Annotated in this window: 6 protein-coding genes; all 6 read right to left on the bottom strand. The window is 68.1% G+C overall.

What is annotated here, in order from left to right; genetic code table 11:
• Position 1: 1 nt before the first annotated feature.
• From ACZYYX_RS19755 to pglW, 6 genes are read right to left on the bottom strand one after another with little or no spacing between them, the layout of a single operon-like run.
• Positions 2-2,092, bottom strand: a complete 2,091-nt coding sequence (locus ACZYYX_RS19755; protein ID WP_463816290.1) for a DEAD/DEAH box helicase — start codon at positions 2,090-2,092, stop codon at positions 2-4.
• Positions 2,092-3,366 (bottom strand): BREX system ATP-binding protein BrxD, encoded by a 1,275-nt coding sequence (brxD, locus tag ACZYYX_RS19750; protein WP_463816289.1) that lies wholly within the window; start codon positions 3,364-3,366, stop codon positions 2,092-2,094. The genes ACZYYX_RS19755 and brxD overlap by 1 nt, the downstream gene beginning before the upstream one ends.
• Positions 3,363-6,014, bottom strand: a complete 2,652-nt coding sequence (pglZ, locus tag ACZYYX_RS19745) for a BREX-2 system phosphatase PglZ (protein WP_463816288.1) — start codon at positions 6,012-6,014, stop codon at positions 3,363-3,365. The genes brxD and pglZ overlap by 4 nt, the downstream gene beginning before the upstream one ends.
• A complete protein-coding gene (locus ACZYYX_RS19740) occupies positions 6,011-9,700 on the bottom strand; it encodes a DUF6079 family protein (RefSeq protein ID WP_463816287.1) in 3,690 nt (1,229 codons plus the stop codon). Before ACZYYX_RS19740 ends, pglZ begins: the two co-directional genes overlap by 4 nt.
• Entirely contained in the window at positions 9,697-13,263 is a 3,567-nt protein-coding gene (gene pglX, locus ACZYYX_RS19735) for a BREX-2 system adenine-specific DNA-methyltransferase PglX (protein ID WP_463816286.1), read from the bottom strand. The genes ACZYYX_RS19740 and pglX overlap by 4 nt, the downstream gene beginning before the upstream one ends.
• Positions 13,263-17,480 carry a BREX system serine/threonine kinase PglW gene (pglW, locus tag ACZYYX_RS19730; protein ID WP_463816285.1) on the bottom strand — a complete coding sequence of 1,406 codons (4,218 nt, stop codon included), beginning with the start codon at positions 17,478-17,480 and terminating at the stop codon, positions 13,263-13,265. Before pglW ends, pglX begins: the two co-directional genes overlap by 1 nt.
• Between the last annotated feature and the right edge of the window lie 43 nt (positions 17,481-17,523).

Raw genomic sequence — 17,523 nt, 5'->3', positions numbered from 1 at the left:
CTCAATCTCCTGATCTCGTGATGGACCGCTTCTCTGTCAGTACCGCACTCGCATGTTGCTTGTCACCAAGACGCGCTCCCAGCGTCTGCGTCGCCAGCTCAGGCGGCAGTGCTGCGGAGAACTTCAGCCCCCGCAACGCATTAGCGTCCACCTCGGGATCGCGCAACTCCACGGCCGTGAGCGCTGCCGAGAACTCGGCCACGGTCACCCCCGGCAGCAGTCTGATTGACTTCTCGTCGATACGCTGCCGCGGGTCGACCACGGAAGGCAAGGACGCCTGCAGCGTCCGGTTTGCCGCAGTGCCGGCCCAGGTCCACCACCGGCCGGCCGAATCGCTCGGCAGGAAGACGATCAGTCGGTCGGCGGCCACGGTGTCGGCAAAGCCGGCCCGGAGTTCGGCCAGCACCGTGGCAGCCCGAGCGGTGAACGTCACACCGACCGGGGAGGAACCGAGCAGCACCTCCCGCATTCCGCGGGCCACTTCATACGACAACCCGCCGGGCACGCCTGACCACTTGGCCTTGCCGCCGCCGTCGGCGGCCTCGACGAAGCAGCGCCGCCGGTCCCAGTCGATGTGCGTGACCTTCCATGACCGCCCACCCAGCAGCAGAACCCGTGGGCCGTCGACGCTCTCGGTCAGCAGGTCGGTGCCGATGGTGCCGACCTCGACACGACCGGCCAACACGATGAATTCTGGCGGCGCGGTGAATACCGCGGTCAGGTCGGAGAAGTACCGCCGACCGAAACGGCGCTCGGCCTCCGGTCCGATGTGCAGGAACGGTCCATCTGTTTCGAAATAGCCTTCCGCAACCAGGTATTCGAGAATCTTCGACGCAGAGGCGTCGAATACTGGCAGATCACCCCACCACTGCGTCCACTCCGTGACGCCGATCCGGTGCTGCTGCAGGCACAGAGCCATCAACTGCTGAGCCGCGATGTGCCGCGGATGCGGGGGAGGGGTGACCGGCTCCACCCAACCCTGCGACCATCGCTGCAGCATTCCGGAGGCCAGCAGCACAGCCTCGTCGTCCAGGCAGAGGAACAGACAGTTGCGCGAGGAATCGGGGCGTCGCCCGGTGCGCCCTAGTCGTTGCAGGAACGACGCCACCGTGCGAGTGGAGTTGATCTGGATGACGCGGTCCAGGTCGCCGACGTCGATGCCGAGTTCCAGCGTCGAGGTCGCGACGATGACGGTGTCACGAGCATCGGCGAACGCCGCCTCGGAGCGGCGCCGCTCCGCTGCCGACAGCGACGAGTGCGAGATGTATGCCTCGATGCCGGCCTCGCGCAGCGCAGCACCGAGTTCCTCGGCCTGGCGGCGGCTATCGACGAACACCAACCGCTTCTCGCCCGCGTGCAGGGACGCAATCACGGTGGCCGCGTTGGTGAGTGAGCCGACGTAGTCGACCGTGATGTCCGGTGCGGCCGGGGTTTCCACCGCGGGCGCCACGACCGTACTGGTGCGGGAGTGGAAGCTGCCTTGCAGCCATGACAGCAACTCGTCGGGGTTGCCGACGGTGGCCGATAACCCGATCCGCTGCAGAGGCCGCCCCGACACCTGCGTCAGCCGCTCCAGCACCGCAAGCAGATGCCAGCCGCGGTCATCCCCTGCGAAAGCATGGATCTCGTCGACCACCACGGCTTGGAGCCCGGAGAACAGCACCCGGGGATCGACCTTGGTGGACACCAGCATCGCTTCCAGCGATTCCGGGGTGGTCAGCAGCACGTCCGGGCGTTCAGTCAGAATCTTCTGGCGTTGCGCCTGACTGACGTCGCCGTGCCACACCGCGGCCGAGCGGCCCAGCCAACGGCAGTACCCGTCGATGCGCGGCTGCAGGTTGTTCAGCAGCGCGCGCAGGGGACACACGTATAGCACCGATAAGCCCTGCCAGTCCTCGGTGGCCATCCGGGACAGCAGCGGAAACATCGCGGCCTCGGTTTTTCCACCGGCGGTGGGTGCCAACACCACAGCATCGGAGCTTGCCAAGACTGGTTCCACAGCAGCAGCCTGGGTAGGCCGTAATCCGTTCCACCGCAATGTGTTGGCTAGGTGGTATTGCACCCCGGGATGTAGCTGATCGAAGGCGTCCATCACAGATCGAGCGGAACGTCGTCCGCGGTGAGTGCGGCCCGTTCGGCGTCGGACAGCTCGGCGGGGGCGATCTTGACCTCGTAGTCAGAGTAGGGGTCGAAGTCGGGGAACTGTTCGATCTTGTCCAGCACGTCCACCAGCTTGCGCAGGAACAGCCGTGGCGCAATGCCCACCCTGCCGCCGAGTTCACCGGCCACTGCTGCGGCGAACTGTTCCAGGAAGGTGTCATCGGCCACGCCGGCGACCCGGGCGGGATCACTGATCCCGGCCAGATACAGATCGCGCACCCGGCCGCCGAGTTCGACCAGACGTGCCGGGTCGAAACCCGTCAGCCGGAGCTGCGGCGCCCGCGGGTTGTCGAAGCGCGGATCTTTGGCGAAGTCGGTGTGTAGCCGGTCGGCCAGCGGCGGCAATAGGGGAATGCCCTGGCGTCCTTCGTAAAAGGCCGGGGTGCCGGTGATCAACAGGTACAGGCCGGGGAAATGGCCGTCGTGCACCTCGTCGATCAACTGCCGCAACGCGTTCAGCGCTTTGGCGCGGGCGTCGCTGCGGATCCGCTGCAACGTCTCGACCTCGTCGAGCACCAGCAGTAGGCCCGGGTGGCCGGCATCGGCCAGGATCGCCAGCAGGCCACGCAAGAATCCCAGCGCAAGATAATGATCGAGGTCGCCCTTGATGCCGGCCTTGCGTTTGACCGCGGCCGCCACGTGCGGTTGCCCGCCGAGCCAGGCCACCAGCGCATCGGCGCTGTCATGGTCGTCCTCGGCGACGAAGCGGCGGTAGGCCCGGATCGCCATCGGGAACACCGGGGCGCGGGCGGCCACATCGGCGAGCCGGCGCTCCAACAGTACGTCGACTTCGACGCCCTGCTGGCGGGCATCGTCGTCGATGGTGAACAACCAGGCATCCAGGATGGGGCGCAGTGCGCTCGGGGGTACCGACGCCGTACGTAGTGATTCGATGCTGCGCCGGTACACCGTCTCCAGCTTGTGCAGCGGGGTGTCGATCTCGTTGATCTGCACCTCGGCGACGGCGAAACCCTTTTTCATCGCCCGGTCGCCCAGCCAGCGCGCGAAAAACGTTTTACCCGAACCATATTCGCCCCGAACCGCCTTGAACACCGCACCACCGGCGGCGACGACATCGAGTTCATTGTCCAGTTCGGCTTCGAAGCGGCCCAGTCCGACAGCCAACTGATCCAGGCCGTTGGACGGCACGGTGCCGCGGCGCAACGCGTCGAGGATTTCCCGGCGTCTCCGCGCGGACACCGTCACGCCGACACCCCGAACTGCTCGCGCAGCGCGGCCTCGTCCAACTTCACCACGCCGCCGCCGACGGCCAGCACCTCGTAACCCTCGACGTCGAGCACCCGCTTGGTCTGCATCAACGCCCCGTTTACGCCGGCGGTTGCCACTCCCAGCGCGGCCGCAGCCTGGGCCAGGGTGAGCTCGCGCGCACCGGCGGCCAACAGCTCTGCCAACAGTGTCTTGATCTGGGTGTCGGTGACCACGATGCGCCCGGCCAGCTTGAGCTGCGCTGCGTACACCCTGCTGCTGATCACCTTGGCGGGCAACGGGTTCACCCGGGCCGGTTCCTCAACGTCGAATAGGCTCGGGGCGCCGCCCTGCTTTGTGAGTGCCGGAATCGGCGCCGGCGTGCCCGCGTGCCACCAACTCGGTTCGACCGCGGCCACCTGCTGGGCCCATGCTGGGAGTTGGCCCGCCACGAATGCCAGCACCGGCACAATCGCCTCGGCCGGGGCGGCGCCGCCGTGGTAGCCGGCGTTGCGTGCGCCGTAGCGGATGTCTGGGTCGACGGCCAGGACCACCCGATGGGTGTCGGTGAGCACCCGCGGGCCTTCGACCGCGACTTCGCGGTCGGGGTCGAGATTCGCGAGATCACCGTGTGCGCGTTGGCCGTAGGTGTTGGCCCGGTCCACTTTGGCGCCGGTGCCGTAGTCGATCAGGTGCCCGTGATCCGAAGTGATCACCACGGCACGCCCGGCGCTGCGGGCCGCACCGAGCAGGGCGCGCAGGTGTGCGATGGTGTCTATGGTCCAGTCGGTGCCGCCGGGATCGGTGTGATGCAGGGTGTCGTCGATGTAGTTGAGCACCACCGCCACCAACCGTCGGTGGTCGGTGTCGGCCAGCGCGTTGGTGACATCGGTGGCCAGCGAGGCGCCGGCCGTGATCGCGTCCAGCGCCGCCTTGTGGAAGATCGGGTCCGGGCCGCCGCCGGTGGCTTCCAGGTGGGCGTCGCGGATCAGCGCCAGAAAGCCCCTGCGTTCGACGTCGTCGGCGCCCTCGCACAATTCGCCGCACAGCAGCGAGCAGCGACTGCGCCGGGTGAGCGTGGGCAGCACGGCCAGTGCACCGCCGCGGCGGCCGTCGGTGGACACTTCCGTCCAGCCGTCCTGCTGGATGGCGGTCACCAGATCGTTGGCCGCCGCCACCGACAGCGCGTCGACCACCACCAGCAGCGTCGGGGTCTGGCGGGCGATGGGCACCACCACCTCGCGCAGCACGTTCTCCACCACCGGCACTCGGGGTTTGGGTGCATCGGCCAAGGTGTGGGCGAACACCCGGTCATGGCGGGCGCGCCGCGCCAGTACGGTGTCGATGACAACGCGTAGCGCAGCCGCAGCCGTCGGCTGGTCAGCGCCCCGGCGCGTCTTGGTCAGCGCGGTGTCCACCCAGGAGTCGCGAGCAAGGTAGGCGGTGACGGCCTCGGGCAACCCGTTGGCGACACTGACCGGAGAGGCCAACCAACGGGACAGCTGGACTGCCCCGGAGAACGCGTCGACGGTATGCGAGTCGGCAGCCAGGAAGTGCCGGTTGACCTCGGCCCATTGCGCCTCGATCCGGGCGTGAACGGCGGGAGTGATCAGTGCCGCGTCCAGGTCGGCGGGCAGTGCCTGAGGCAGCGCCTCGGTCAGGGCGTCGGCCAGCGCATTGATGCGGGCATTCAACCCTTGCGGCATCAGATCCGATGATGCTGCGGCAGTATCGATTCGCAGGTCGTTGGCAATCGATGCGGCGGCCTGCAGCACGGTGTGCGGGTCTTTGAGGGCGGTGGTGACCAGGCCGCGGGCACTGGTGTACCAGGCGTGCAGGGCTTCGGAACCCAGGCTGGTCAGCCCGTAGTGGCCCAGGAACATCCCGAGCGCTTTAGGGTCGGTGGTGTCGTCCTGGCAGAACAGCCCCGCGACCACCCCCAGCGGCACCAATTCGTTGATCCGGCCGGTGCTCAGTAGGGCTGCCAGCGGCTCAGCCAGCAGGCCCGCGCGGCTGCCCAGCCAGCTGGCCGCCGCGTCGAACAGGTCGGTACCGCCGCGGGCCCGTAGGTCGGCCAGGTTGGTCGGGGTGTCCGCTGAACGGGTCCACTCCAAGATTGCCAGCGAGTCCACTTCGACGTCGGTGTCCTTGACGATCTCGAGCACGTCGCGGGCCAGGGTGGTCATGGCGTGGTCGCGGGTCAGCACCCCGCCGGGGGCGGGGGTGTAGGAGTCGGGGGACAGCACGGCGAGCAGACCGTTGGCCACCGCGCGGTCGTTGGCCACCCCCCGGTAGAGCGCGGGTTCGATGGTGGTGGCCGAGAAGTTGCCGCGCAGGGCATCCCACGGGTCGGGGGTGATGAGTCGGCCGTCCAGCAGGTGCGCCAGCACGGTGTCGCCGAGCTCGTCGTCATCGACGTCGGTGAGCACCACGGTCCAGCCGTCGGCGTCGCGGGTGTCGATGGCCTCCCAGATCGCTAGGACCGATGGGCAGGGCACCACCCTCACCGGGATACCTTTGTGGTCGAACGAGTTTCCGGCCCAACGTGGTTCGGCTCGTAGACCGAGCACGCCCCGGCGGTAGCGTTTGGCGGCAGCCTTGTCCAAGCGGGCCCGGATGATGGGCTCGGTGGCGGTGAGGGGACTCATTCCAGCCACCAGCGCACGTGCACCTTCTTGCCGGAATCCTGCAGCGCCGCCGTGATCTCGCTCTGCAGCCCAGCGAGGTCGTCAGTGTTGCGCAGCACCCGGTCGCGTTCCGTCACTGTCGGCGCGGGTGGCCGCGGCGGCGGAGGCGGGGTGACGGGTTCGCGTTCGACCACCCAGTGCACCAGTTTGCTTTCGGCGGCGGTCAAGTCGTCAGACAGCGAGCGGCCCGGGATCGACACCGCCTCCTGGAGAGACTTCCAGATCGCGTTGGCACGGTCACCGACATCGCCACCGGTGCGACCGCCGGTCTTGAGCACCTCCACCAGCGGCCACTTGAAGTTGCGCAGCGTGACGCTATCGCGGGGTGCGTCGGCGCCGATCTGTCCGGCCGTCTCCAATGCCACCGGCAGCCCGACACCAGCCAGGGCGTCGATCACCGCGACGTTTCCCGCAGTGCGGGACAGGGTGTCGGCCGCGTCGTGCAGCGCCCGTGCGGCGGTCAGCCGGTCGTCGGCACCGGCGACGGCGTCCAACCGGCCGTAGGCCTTGTGCAGTTCGTCGACCAGGTGCCCCAGTTTGGTGCCCACTTCGGTGGCGTGTGTGCGGACCTGCGTGGCGAAGTCGGCGACGTTGGCGCCGGTGAGGTATGTGCGGGCCATGGTGTAGCCGAACAGTTTGGCGGCGTTGGCGCGGGCGTCGTCCCAGGCCTGCTGTTCGGGGAGTTGTTCGGCGCGCAGTTCGATGTTGGGCCGCATCCGGCCGAGCGGTGGCGCGGTGATGGCGCTGCCCGCCTCGAACCAGGCCCGCTTGCGCAGCAGCGCCCAGGCGCTGACCACCAGATCGCGGGCCTCCGGCCGCAGCCCCCACGCCGGGGACAGTGCCTCGATGTGGGTTTGCAGCGCGCCGACGGTCACCGGCTCGGCGTTTTGGGCAGCCCGATCCAATTCGGTGGCCCAGTAGTCGAACGAGGTTTGGTCGAACAGGAAGTGGTCCTCGGTGGCCTTGCCGACGCGCAGTGGGCCGGCGATGCGGCGCACCGCGGTGCGGTCGGCGCCCGGGTTGGTGGGTACCCGGCCGTCGCGGTGGGTGCTGGCCTGCTCGACGTAATCGCGGACGGTTTCGAAATTGCGGGCGGTGACCTCGCTGTTGGCGGGATCGAACTGCGGATGGTTGGGGTAGGTGGCGCTGAACGCCTGGTCGATGATGTTGAGGAATGCGTTCTCGAGGTTCGCCGCTGGCGGTAGTTGCGGCTGGAAGTCGCGGCTGAGCGAGGTCAGCACGTCGAACTGCTGGGAGTCGGCGGTGATGCGCTTCGAGTCGGCCGGTTCGATGCCGTAGGCCTGCTTGAGCAGGTTGTCGAAGCCGGTGCGGGTGCCGCTCTCCAGGTTCTTCAGGATGCCCAGGGCCTGGGCGCGGTCGGTGGCCGAGAGGTGATTGGAGTTCTCGGTCCAGCGGTCTCCGCTGCCGGTGAACAGCCAGTCCAGCTTCACCAGCAGCGCCAGGTCCTCCATCGCCGACTCGGTGAAGAACCGGGGCAGCCACACCACGGTGTGCCGGTCGCCGCCGGCCAGCAACCGGTCGATGCGGTTGATGTCGTCGGCGCTGGTGAATCCGGCCTCGTCGAATGGGTAGTCCACCACCGCCCGCCAGGTGCCGGGCCGGGCGTCGAACGATTGCTCGGGCAGCGACGCGGCGTCGCGAACGTTGCCGAACACGATGTCGACCTCGCGGCGCGAACCGCGCCAGATGACGGTGCGGGTGGCCGCTCCGCCCAGATCGTCCTGGGCGGTGCCCACGCCGAGCGCCTGGTGGATCAGCCGGCGCAGCAGCGCGCGGCGGCGCCCCGAATTGTCTTCGGCGCGAATACGATCCAGCACCGACTGGTAGTCGACCTCGGCGAGCTGCACCCGGATCACCGGGCTGGCGCCGTCGGAGACGCTGATCTCCGGGGCGTCCTTCTGCGCCCAGTCGCGCACCACGCCCAGCACCACCCGGGATTCGCCGCCGGCGACCATCGCCTTGATGGAGCCGTGGTTCAGTGCGGCCAACCGGGCGGCGGTGATGTCGCGCAGCGCGGGCACATTCGGGGCGATCGCCGACAACAGAAGGGTTTTGGCGATGCGTTCCTGGCCGCGGAACCCGCGCGGCACCGAGTCGGGGTCGGTGTCGAGTTGTTCGATGCTCACCCCGTGCTTGTCCAGGAGTGTGGGCAGCAGCCGGTTGCGGTACAGGTCGTGGGCGGCGTCGAACATGTTCTTGGCGTGACTGTCGATGGGTTCGCTGCCCTCGACGATGTAGTCGAACGCGTCGCCGACCGGGATCAGGTCCTCGACGGTCAGGGTGTCGCGGCGGTCGACCAGCATGCGCTGCATGACCTTGAGTGCGGTGCGTTCGCGCTGCATCACCGAGGACAGGTTGCGCAGCGTGGACACCAGCACCGGGGAGAACGGGTAGGTGAGCCGGAACTCGGCTTCCGAGGCCCCGCGGTGCTTGTCGTCGGCGTTGAGGCTGTCGCGCAGCACCTCCCAGACCTCCGGGCTGCGGGTCAGATCGGCGAACGCCTTGTTCAGGATCTCCTGGGCGGCTTCGTCTTTCGGCTTGAGCAGCCGCGCGTGGGCGACTTCGGCCAGGTTGTCATCACCCAGTTCGATCTCACGGAACCGGCCCTGCTGGTATTGGAAGGCACGGTCGAGTGCGTCCTGCTCGGCGCCGGAGGCCCCGGCGTCGGCGAACCACTTGCGCAGGTCCATCTGCCGGGAGATGAACGAGATCAGCGGGATGGCGCGTTGACGCCCCGACGATTCGACCAGTTTGGTGATTTTCTGCGATTCGCGGGCGAAGAATTCGGTGTCACGCACCGAGAACGCCAACCAGAGCACCAGTTCGTCGAGGAACAGCACCACCCCGTCGTAGCCGAGTGCCTCGGCGTGCTCGGAGATCACGACCAGGCCGCGGTCCAGGTCGACGTAGTCGGCGGTCTCGGTGAACGACCCGAAGTAGCTGCCCGCCAACGCCGACACCAGTTCCCGGCGTTCGGGATCCTCCGGGCCGGCGGCCAGCGCACCCCGGTAGCGAGGCAGGTCCCAGCCGCCGCCGATCAGCCCGCCCCACGGATCGCCACTGCCGCCGCCGTTACCGCCGGCCAGCCCGGCCAGGAACTGCTCGTCACCCATCTTGTCGCGCAGGTTCTCGGCGTCGGTGAGCAGTTTGTCGGACAGGTGCACCGCCGGTAGCGGAGCCTCGGGATGCAGTCGGGTGATCTGGTCGACGTAGCCGCGCAGCACGGCCTGCTCCAGGGACGTGGCGCCGAGCAGGTGGTAGGTGAGCCGCAGCAGCTTCTTGCCGGCCAGTTCGCCGTCGTAGTGCCCGGTGAGCGCCTGGAACTTCGGTGTCCGCACCGCGGGATGGTTGCCCAGCAGCGCGTACAGCACGGCCATGAAGTGGCTCTTACCGGAGCCGAACGACCCGGTCAGGTACGCCGCCCGGGAGGTGTTCTGGTTGACCGCGTCGGCCACCAGATCCAACGCGGCATCGAAGTTCTCGCGTAACGACTCGGTGAGCACGTAGGCGTCCAGGGTGGCGGCGATGTGGGCGTCGTCATCGGTGCTGTCGGTCAGCCGCAGCACGTAATCGTCGCTGCCGACGCGCTCGGGGATGTCGATGACGTCACGAAGGAGGACGGTCATGTGCGGGCTGCCCTTCGACCGCGGCGGGCCGGTTGCGGCCGCCAACTGGTCAGGTCGGTCACCGTGAGGTGATGCTCATTCAGGCGTGAGGTCAGCTCGGCGTCGATGGTGTCGGCCACCGATTCGCCGTACTCCGGGTCGATCTGGTTGTGCCACTGCCGCACCCACGGCGCCAGCTCGTTGAGGCCGGCCAGCAGCGGTACGAGCCGGGCGGTGTCCCAGCCCTCGTCGATCCGTGCGCTGATCAGCGACGCCAGAGCCAGCGCCTGTTGGGCGTGGTCCCAGCCGGCCCAGCCCAGCAGCTCGGTGGCATCGGTGTCCCTCCCGGCGGCCGGGTAGCCGACGAATCGTTCTTTGGGGACGTCGAGCTTGCCGCGGTGCGACCAGTAGGAGCCCTTGGCGAAGTCGGCGGGCTTGTACTTCGGCGGCACCGGGATGGGGGAGGGCAGTTTCTCGCCGGCGTCTTCCCGGCGCTGGAGCGCCCAGGTGTCCTCCCAGGCGGCACGCTTGTCCAGACCGGAGGGCTTGTACCGGTAGGCGGCCAGGAACGGAACCGCTTCGTCGGCAAGCAGTTTCGCCAGCGCGGCACCGGTGGTGGCGTTCGGTTCACCGGCCCACAGCCGTAGCACCGATCGGAAGTCCGCGTCACGGTCCAGCACATCGGCCAGCTGCGCCACCGACTGCGGCGTCGGGCGGTCGTCCCGGTCGAACCACAACGCACGGTCCTCCACCCGGTCGAGCAGCCAGTCGCGCAGTGCGGACTCGACCTGCTTGTCCCACGGCTCGGATGCCCAGCGACGCTTGTACTCTGGGCGCTCCAACAGGCGGATGTGCGGATTGGATTCGATGGCGTCCAGTCGGCGCTGCAGTAGAGCGCGGTAGTCGGCGGGGAAGTGGTCGGGGACGTCGACAATGGGGGTGGATGCTTGCAGTGGGTGGACAAACCAGGTCGACTCCACCCCGTCCTTCATCCGGCGGGCCAGAGCAATCTCGAAAGCCCGTTCACCGAGCGCGACCTCCGGCAGATCGCCGGCGTAAGAGAGGTCTTCGTCGACTAAGCCATACATGCAGTAGCACTCCCAGTCGAGTTCCTCCTGATTCGCGATCATCAAGGCGCGCAGATGATTTGACGCTGCCCGTACATCTTCGAGAGCTGCGGCGGTGGGAGTTTCGCGCTTGGCGAGTTCGGCGGGCGATTGCTCTTGCAGTTCATGCGCGAGCCCGTCGAGCAGTTTGCCGCGTTCCACTGGCGTGTTGGCAGGTAACGGAAAATCTTTCAGGGTCGTTCCGGTGAACTCGTAGCTCTCCCGCCACGCCTCGCCGCGAGCCGCATAGCCGGCTTCGACGCGTGCTCCGCCGCCTTCGCCTTTGTTGTGGCTGTTCTGCTTGAGCCAGAAGCAGGCTACCGATGAGTTCAGTACGCCGAGCAGTCGCAGATGATCCTCGACCGACGCGCCCGCGGGCAGCTTGATTGCAGGCGCCGTCTGTTTGAACACCTTCCCGCCGCGATCCAGTGCGAAGTGGTTGTGCGTGGACACGAAAGGGAAGGCGATGGAGAGTGGGCTTCTGAACCTCTGAGGGAAGAACATCGAATGATCTATCCAGCGCAACCCACGTTCTTCGGGTGTCTGCTGGAAATCGATCCGCTGGCTGAGCACTGAACGATTTGGCCAGAGGTATCGGAGTGCGCTGTCGCTGAGGGATGACGGTACCCCGTCCGAGCCGTACGGAAACACGGTGTCGAGTTGGGGGACGACGGTGTAGTCGCGCACGCCTTCCCCAAGGACTACTGGAACGACATCATTCGTCAGACGCAGTGTCTTTGAGGCTGCCGCCGGCAAGTAGAAGGCATCGTCGCTACCGGTATGTGTAGTGCGCCCCACCACAAGGATTCGCTCGCCGAGCTGCGCTGTGTGATTGTCGATCTGTTGCTGAAGCTGTACAGCGCCGCCGCCCGAAAGGCTCCATGGATGACTGGCAAATGTAAGGCGTGGAAGATCGCCCACACTGATATAGGCACCTTCGAAACCAGGCTCAGCGATGTGATCCGTAATAGCTGACCACACAAGCCCTTTCGCGGGCTCGTCAGGTCGGCCAGGCTCGCCGCGAATCCCGAGTACCGCACGCACGATGTCCGATGATGGCCGCTGCTTTCGTCCCACGACGATCACCGTGGGCGTTCCGTGGCCGGGTATGTACGCGCCTGAGGTGTCGATCACCTCGCGTAGGTCGATGGTCGGCAAGAACTCCTCGATGAGCTTTGAGCCGAACTCCCGCTTCATAAATGAGTTGGAGGTGATCTGTCCAACCCACCCTGCGGGCCGTGTGCCAGCCGATCCGTGCGCCAGCCGGAAGAGCAACTCCATGAACGGCACCGTCAGCGCGTACTGCCGATGCGTGGTGGTGTACAGCTGCCGGTAGGTCGCATTGAGCGCGGCATCCTTCGGTGTGATGTACGGCGGATTACCCACTACCACGTCGTGTTCGCGCTGAAGGATGCTCTTGAGCGCGTCGGCGTCTTCGGTGGCATCGGCGCGGATCGCTGGCGCGGCCAACAGGTCTTCGGGCAGCAGTTGCTGATTGGCTCCCCACAGCAGGCTGTCGCCGGCGGCCAGGTGCGGGGTGTAGCCGATGTTCTGTTCGATGCTGCTGTCGCCCGCGGCGTGCAGCGCGGCGACCAGCAGGCGGAAGCGGGCGATCGCCACCGCGAACGGGTTGATGTCCACGCCGTAGATGCCGTCGAGTGCCTTAGCGACCAGTTCCCGCGTACCGAGTGCCGGGGCTTCGCGCTGCCACCGTGCATGCAGGCGTGCGAACGCGCCGAGCAGGAAATGCCCTGAGCCACAGGTCGGGTCGATGATGGTGAACCCTTCGAGCGGGCGGTCGGCCAGCGCGGGTTCCATGGTCTGGCCGAGGATGAACTCCTCGACGAACTCCGGGGTCTGCAACAGTGCGTAGGTCTTCTTGGCGTGCTCGGACAGGTCCTGGTACGCGTCGCCCAGGAAGCGGGTGTCCACCCCTGCGAACCCGTAGAGGGGTTGCCCATCACCGTCCTGTTGCCACCAGAACTCGAGCAGGGCACGAGCCGCGTCACCGGAGGGCGCCACCAGATGCAGCGGCGAGAACCGGTCCACCAGCCCGGCCGTCGCGGTGAACTTGCCGAAGTGGCCGATGATCTGGCTCAGCCACTCCCGGTCGGTGTGCTCGGGATGCTGCTGGAAGTAGGCGCGGCGGGCGTCGAGTGCCTGGGCACGGTGATCGGCGTCGGCGCCGCCGATCCAGCGCGGGGAGAGCAGCGCGTTGTCCTCGCAGTAGCGGGCGAACACCGTCAACAGCACCCAGGCCACGGCCGCCTGCGTCACCCGGTCGTTGCGCCACTCCAGCCAGGTCGCGGCGGTGCGCTGCGCGGCGAACGCCGCGTCGTAGTCGCACCGCCACGCTTCGAGCACATCCTTCTGACGTGCGTGCTCGTCATCGCCGTCAACACGCGCCCGCAGATCGCTCTCCAACACCAACACTTGACGTTTCAGCGCGGTCACCAGTTCCGCTGCAGCCCAACCCATTACGTCGTCTCCCCATCACCAACAGCTGGAACCGCATCCAGTGCGTCCCGCCACAACACAAACTGACCACCCGGCGACCCCAATTGGATCGGCTTGCGGTCCACCAGCGCCCCGACCTGTCCCCGCAGCTGCGGCAGCACCACCCACACGGGTCGCCGGCGCGGAGCGGCCAGATCGCTGAGCGTGGCGAGCAGGTCCAGATGTCCGTAGCGGGCCAGCGGGGACACCTCGGTCAGAATCAGCGGCGAAGCGCTGCGCAGCCCATCGAACACCGCTGCCCGCAACTTCTCCCGTAGCGCCGGGGCCACCCGGTCGATCACCGCCCGCAGGCCTTGAGCGTCGCGGGCGGTGGCCTCCGCGGCATCAGCCCCCCGGATCAGATCCCACGGGATGCCGCGCTCGTCGGCGAGCTTCTGCATGCCCACGATCAACTCTGTGGTCACGTCCACCAGCTCGCCGCCGTAGGTCGTGGCCAGGTGTTGCGCCACCCGCTCGTGGTCACCGGGCCGGTCGCGCGGGATCTGCACCCCGACGGCCACGAACCCGGCTTCGTCGAGCGATCGACGCAACAGGGCAACCGCGTTGGCTGCCTGATCGACGTCCGCCACCGTCTCGCCGGTCGCGGGCAGGGCGGTGGGCTGCCGGGTGTGCATGCTGGTGGCGCTGGGCGGTTCGGCGTCGGCGAAGCAGTAGACCTCGCGGGCGGCGTCCCATGTCAGGTTCAGCGCGGTCTGCGCGAGGATGGTGTCCAGGTGCGGGCGTTGCGGCACCTTGTCCAGTTCGGGGAAGCGGGCGGTGACCCGGCTGCGAATCTGCGAGGCCGACAGCGACTCGTTCTGCGCCAACCCGCGCAGCGCCTCGGCCACCGCGGCCGCAGGCGACATGTCGGTGTTGTGCAATTCGCCGCGGCCCGACACCGCGGCGTGTTTGGCGATCGCGGCGGCCAGCCGGACCAGCCGGCCGTCGCTGGGCATCGGGGCGGTGGTGTCGCTGTCGGCGACGGCGGTGTACCCGGCCTGGAACGCGGTGCGCAGCGTCTCGGCTGCGCGCACGGCGGGGATGACGGCGTTCGGGTCGGCCGACACCAGCTCGTCGGCGCATTTCGCGGCCGCCTCGGCGGCGCTGAGCAGCATCTCGTCGGTGGCCAGCAGCGCCAGACGGCGGCCGTGCCGTCGACGCACCAGAGTCTTCTCATCCGAGGCGGTCTCGTGCTCGTGCAGCCTGTCGAGCGCAACCCGCAGTAGCCCGGCCGCGGCGCGTTCGGCGCGGGGGTCGATGCCGCCGAGGCCGGACCGGGGGAGCCGGGAGCGGATCTCGGCGGTCAGCGTGGACACCGCGGCCACCCCGCCGAAATCCTCGATCACCCCGCGGGCGATGTCGGTCAGCGCGTCGAGCAGCTCGCGGGTGGCCGGAGTGTTGGCCCAGTCCTCCTGCAACTCCTTGATCAGCTGGGTGCCGCGCTGCGGGGCCTTGCCGAGCTTCTCGGCCAGTTCGGTGCTGCTGGCGAAGCCGTCCAGCCCGGGGGTGGTGCCGAGCAGCAGGGCGGCCGCGTCGCGGCGGGTGGTCGACGACCGCGGCGACGAGACCGCCGACAGCAGCAATGCGACGGTGTCGTCCAGGCTGCGCAGTTCGGTGCCCGACGGCTGTGGTTGCTGCTTGCCCAGGCGTTTGGTCCAGGCCCGGTAGCGCTCGACGATCTCCTTGCGGGTGTCCTTGGCCTCGCGGGCCACCAGCCGGTTCAAGGTGGTGGAATCCACCGCCAGCAACTCCCCGACGGTGGTCACCGCCGCCGAGGCCAGCGCGGAGGCGGCCCGGGCACTGAGCCCGGAGACACTCAAAGCGGTTGCGGCGTCGGCCTTTTCGGCGTCAGCGTCGTTTGCCTGTGGCGTGACGGGGGTGTCGGCGGCAGTGAAGGTCTGCCGCCAGGCCCGCAGCATGTCCTCGGCGGTGTCGGGTCGGCGGGCAGGGTCGCGGGACAGCGCGGCGGTGAAGAAGGCGACCATCGCCGGGGCCAGGGCGGCCTCGAAAATGGCCGGTGCCACGGCGACGTCGTCATCGACGGTGGCCGGGTGGGCGCCGGGGTCGGGGCCGTAGTGCGGGGTGGCGCCGGTGGCCATCTCGAACAGCACCACCGCGGCGCCGTAGCGCTCGGCCGCCGTGTCGTACCGGCGGCGGGTGCCGGTGCCCAGGAACGGATCCAGATACGGCGGGGTGCCGGCCTCGACATTGTCCGGCGACACCCCGGCCATCGAGAAGTCGAACATCACCAGATGCGTGTCGGCGCGTGAACTGCTCTGATAGACACCGAGATTGGACGGTTTGATGTCGCGGTGCGTGACGCCGTTGCGTTCCAGCGCGACTAGTGCGGTCAGCAGGTCGGTGCCCCAGCGCTGCAGCACGTCGATGGACAGGCGTCCGCGGTTGTTGAGTTCCTCGGCCAGGGTGGTGCGCCCGGCGTAGCGCAGGATCAGTGCGGTGCGCCCGCCGACGTCTTCCACGCCGTGCAGGGTGACGATCCGGTCGTCGTTCTCGAAGCGGCCCAGCACCTGGGCTTCGGCGCGCAGCCTTTCGGCGGCGTCGGGGTCCTTCGCGACCTTGAGCACTCGCAGAGCGCCGCCAACCTGGTTGTCCTTCACCAGGATTCCCACCGCGGTGGAGCCGGCGCCCAGTTTGCGTTGGTAGACGAACCGGCCGCCGGCGAGCTCGGCGCCCGGCCCCGCTTCCAGCGGGTCGGTGCCCGTGGCCTTTAGCAACAGCTCGTTGCGGACGTCGTCGAGCCGGGCGACGAACTCGCCGATGTCGGCGATGCGGTCGGCCGGGCTCGGGTTGGTGGCGTCGAGTACCAGCTGACGCAGGGGGGTCCGGACCTGGGGCATCTCAGCGGCCAGGTCTAGGCCGCGGTCGCGGCGCAGCCGGTCGATCAACTCACCGCGTTCGGTGGCCGGGGCGGTGCCGCCGGTGAGGATGAAGAACGCCAGCGCGCCGAGTCCGAAGACGTCGATGCGGGCAGGGTCGGTGGGCCGCGAGCCTTCCGGGGCGGCGAATAGGCGCGCAGTGTCGCTGGGGGCGCCGGCCATCAGTGTCAGCGAACCACCTGAGAGCCGGGTGACGGCGGTGTCGGGGTTGGCCGGCAGGATGCCCGCGCTGTCCCAGTCGACGACCTGGGGGAGCAGCGCGTCGGCGCGTTCCCGGACGGCTACCGAGCGCGGGTTGAGGCTGCGGTGCACCACCCGGTTGCGGTGCGCGTAGTGCACGATGTCGGCCAGCCGGGCGATCAGGTCGAGCTGGGCGTCCAACGACAGGGTGTGGTCGGCCAGCCACAGGTCCAGCGGGGTGTCGGACTTGGGTTGCGGGAACACCAGGCCGATGCCCAGTTCGGGTTCGTCGACCAGATCCTTGGGCGCCTGCAGACCGTCGTAGGTCAGACGCTGCAGCAGGTTGTATTCGTGGGTGACGGCCTGGCGGCGGGCGTGATCCTCGGCCTTCGTGGCGCTGGGGTTGGTGGTGTAGAACCGGATGCGGACATGGTCCTCGGTGTTGACGTGGTGAAACGCCGGCCAGTCCTGCCAGCCGTCGCCGTCGGCCAGCGGCTGGTCGTCGATGATCCAGGAGCCCACCTCACGCTGGCGGCGCGGCGCCAGTCCGATGGCCTTCATCAGGCCGGCGATCAGCTGGCTGTCCCGTTCTGAGATGGGATCGTGTCTGGCTGGGGCCAGCAGCACCTTGGAGATGCCGGGCAGTTTGGTGATGCCTTCGCGGCCGTCGAGGCCGTAGAGGTTGATCTTCGAGTTCGGTTGCAGGTCGCAGACGAACTGCTCGTGGTGCAGGAACACCAACTCCTGGACGTAGGGGATTCTGCTGACCGCCTCGTTGCCACCGCGTTCCCGGATCGCGTCTTTGAGCAGCGAGGAGAAGTACTGGGCCTTGCGGCGGGCCAGCAGGAGCGGCGAGTCCTCGGTGCGGTTGTTGCGCCGCCACCGGTGATCATTGCCGGTCAGGATGCCGCGGTAATGCTTAAGCTCGATGAGGTAAAGCTTGTCGCGAGCCAGCACCAGCAGGTCGACCTCGTGCCAACGGCCGCGGTTGTCGCGGAACTCGAAGTTGGCCCAGGCGCGGAACGGCTCCGCATCCGGCAGCTTCTGCTTGATCGCGTCCAGACCCTGCTTCTCGTGAGCGAACTGCGACTCGGCGATAGTGACCCAGCGGCCGTCCTTCACCGGTGAGTCACCCCCTTGTCGTGTGTCTGGTGAACAACTTACT

It is taken from the genome of Mycobacterium sp. IDUB_1 (assembly GCF_055419625.1).
This window is presented reverse-complemented; position numbering and strand designations above follow the sequence as displayed.

Bases quoted from the DNA above. Each gene is read 5' to 3' on its own strand.
- ACZYYX_RS19740 (WP_463816287.1), bottom strand. From the start codon at position 9,700: ATGACCGTCCTCCTTCGTGACGTCATCGACATCCCCGAGCGCGTCGGC.
- pglZ (WP_463816288.1), bottom strand. From the start codon at position 6,014: ATGAGTCCCCTCACCGCCACCGAGCCCATCATCCGGGCCCGCTTGGAC.
- ACZYYX_RS19755 (WP_463816290.1), bottom strand. From the start codon at position 2,092: ATGGACGCCTTCGATCAGCTACATCCCGGGGTGCAATACCACCTAGCC.
- pglX (WP_463816286.1), bottom strand. From the start codon at position 13,263: ATGGGTTGGGCTGCAGCGGAACTGGTGACCGCGCTGAAACGTCAAGTG.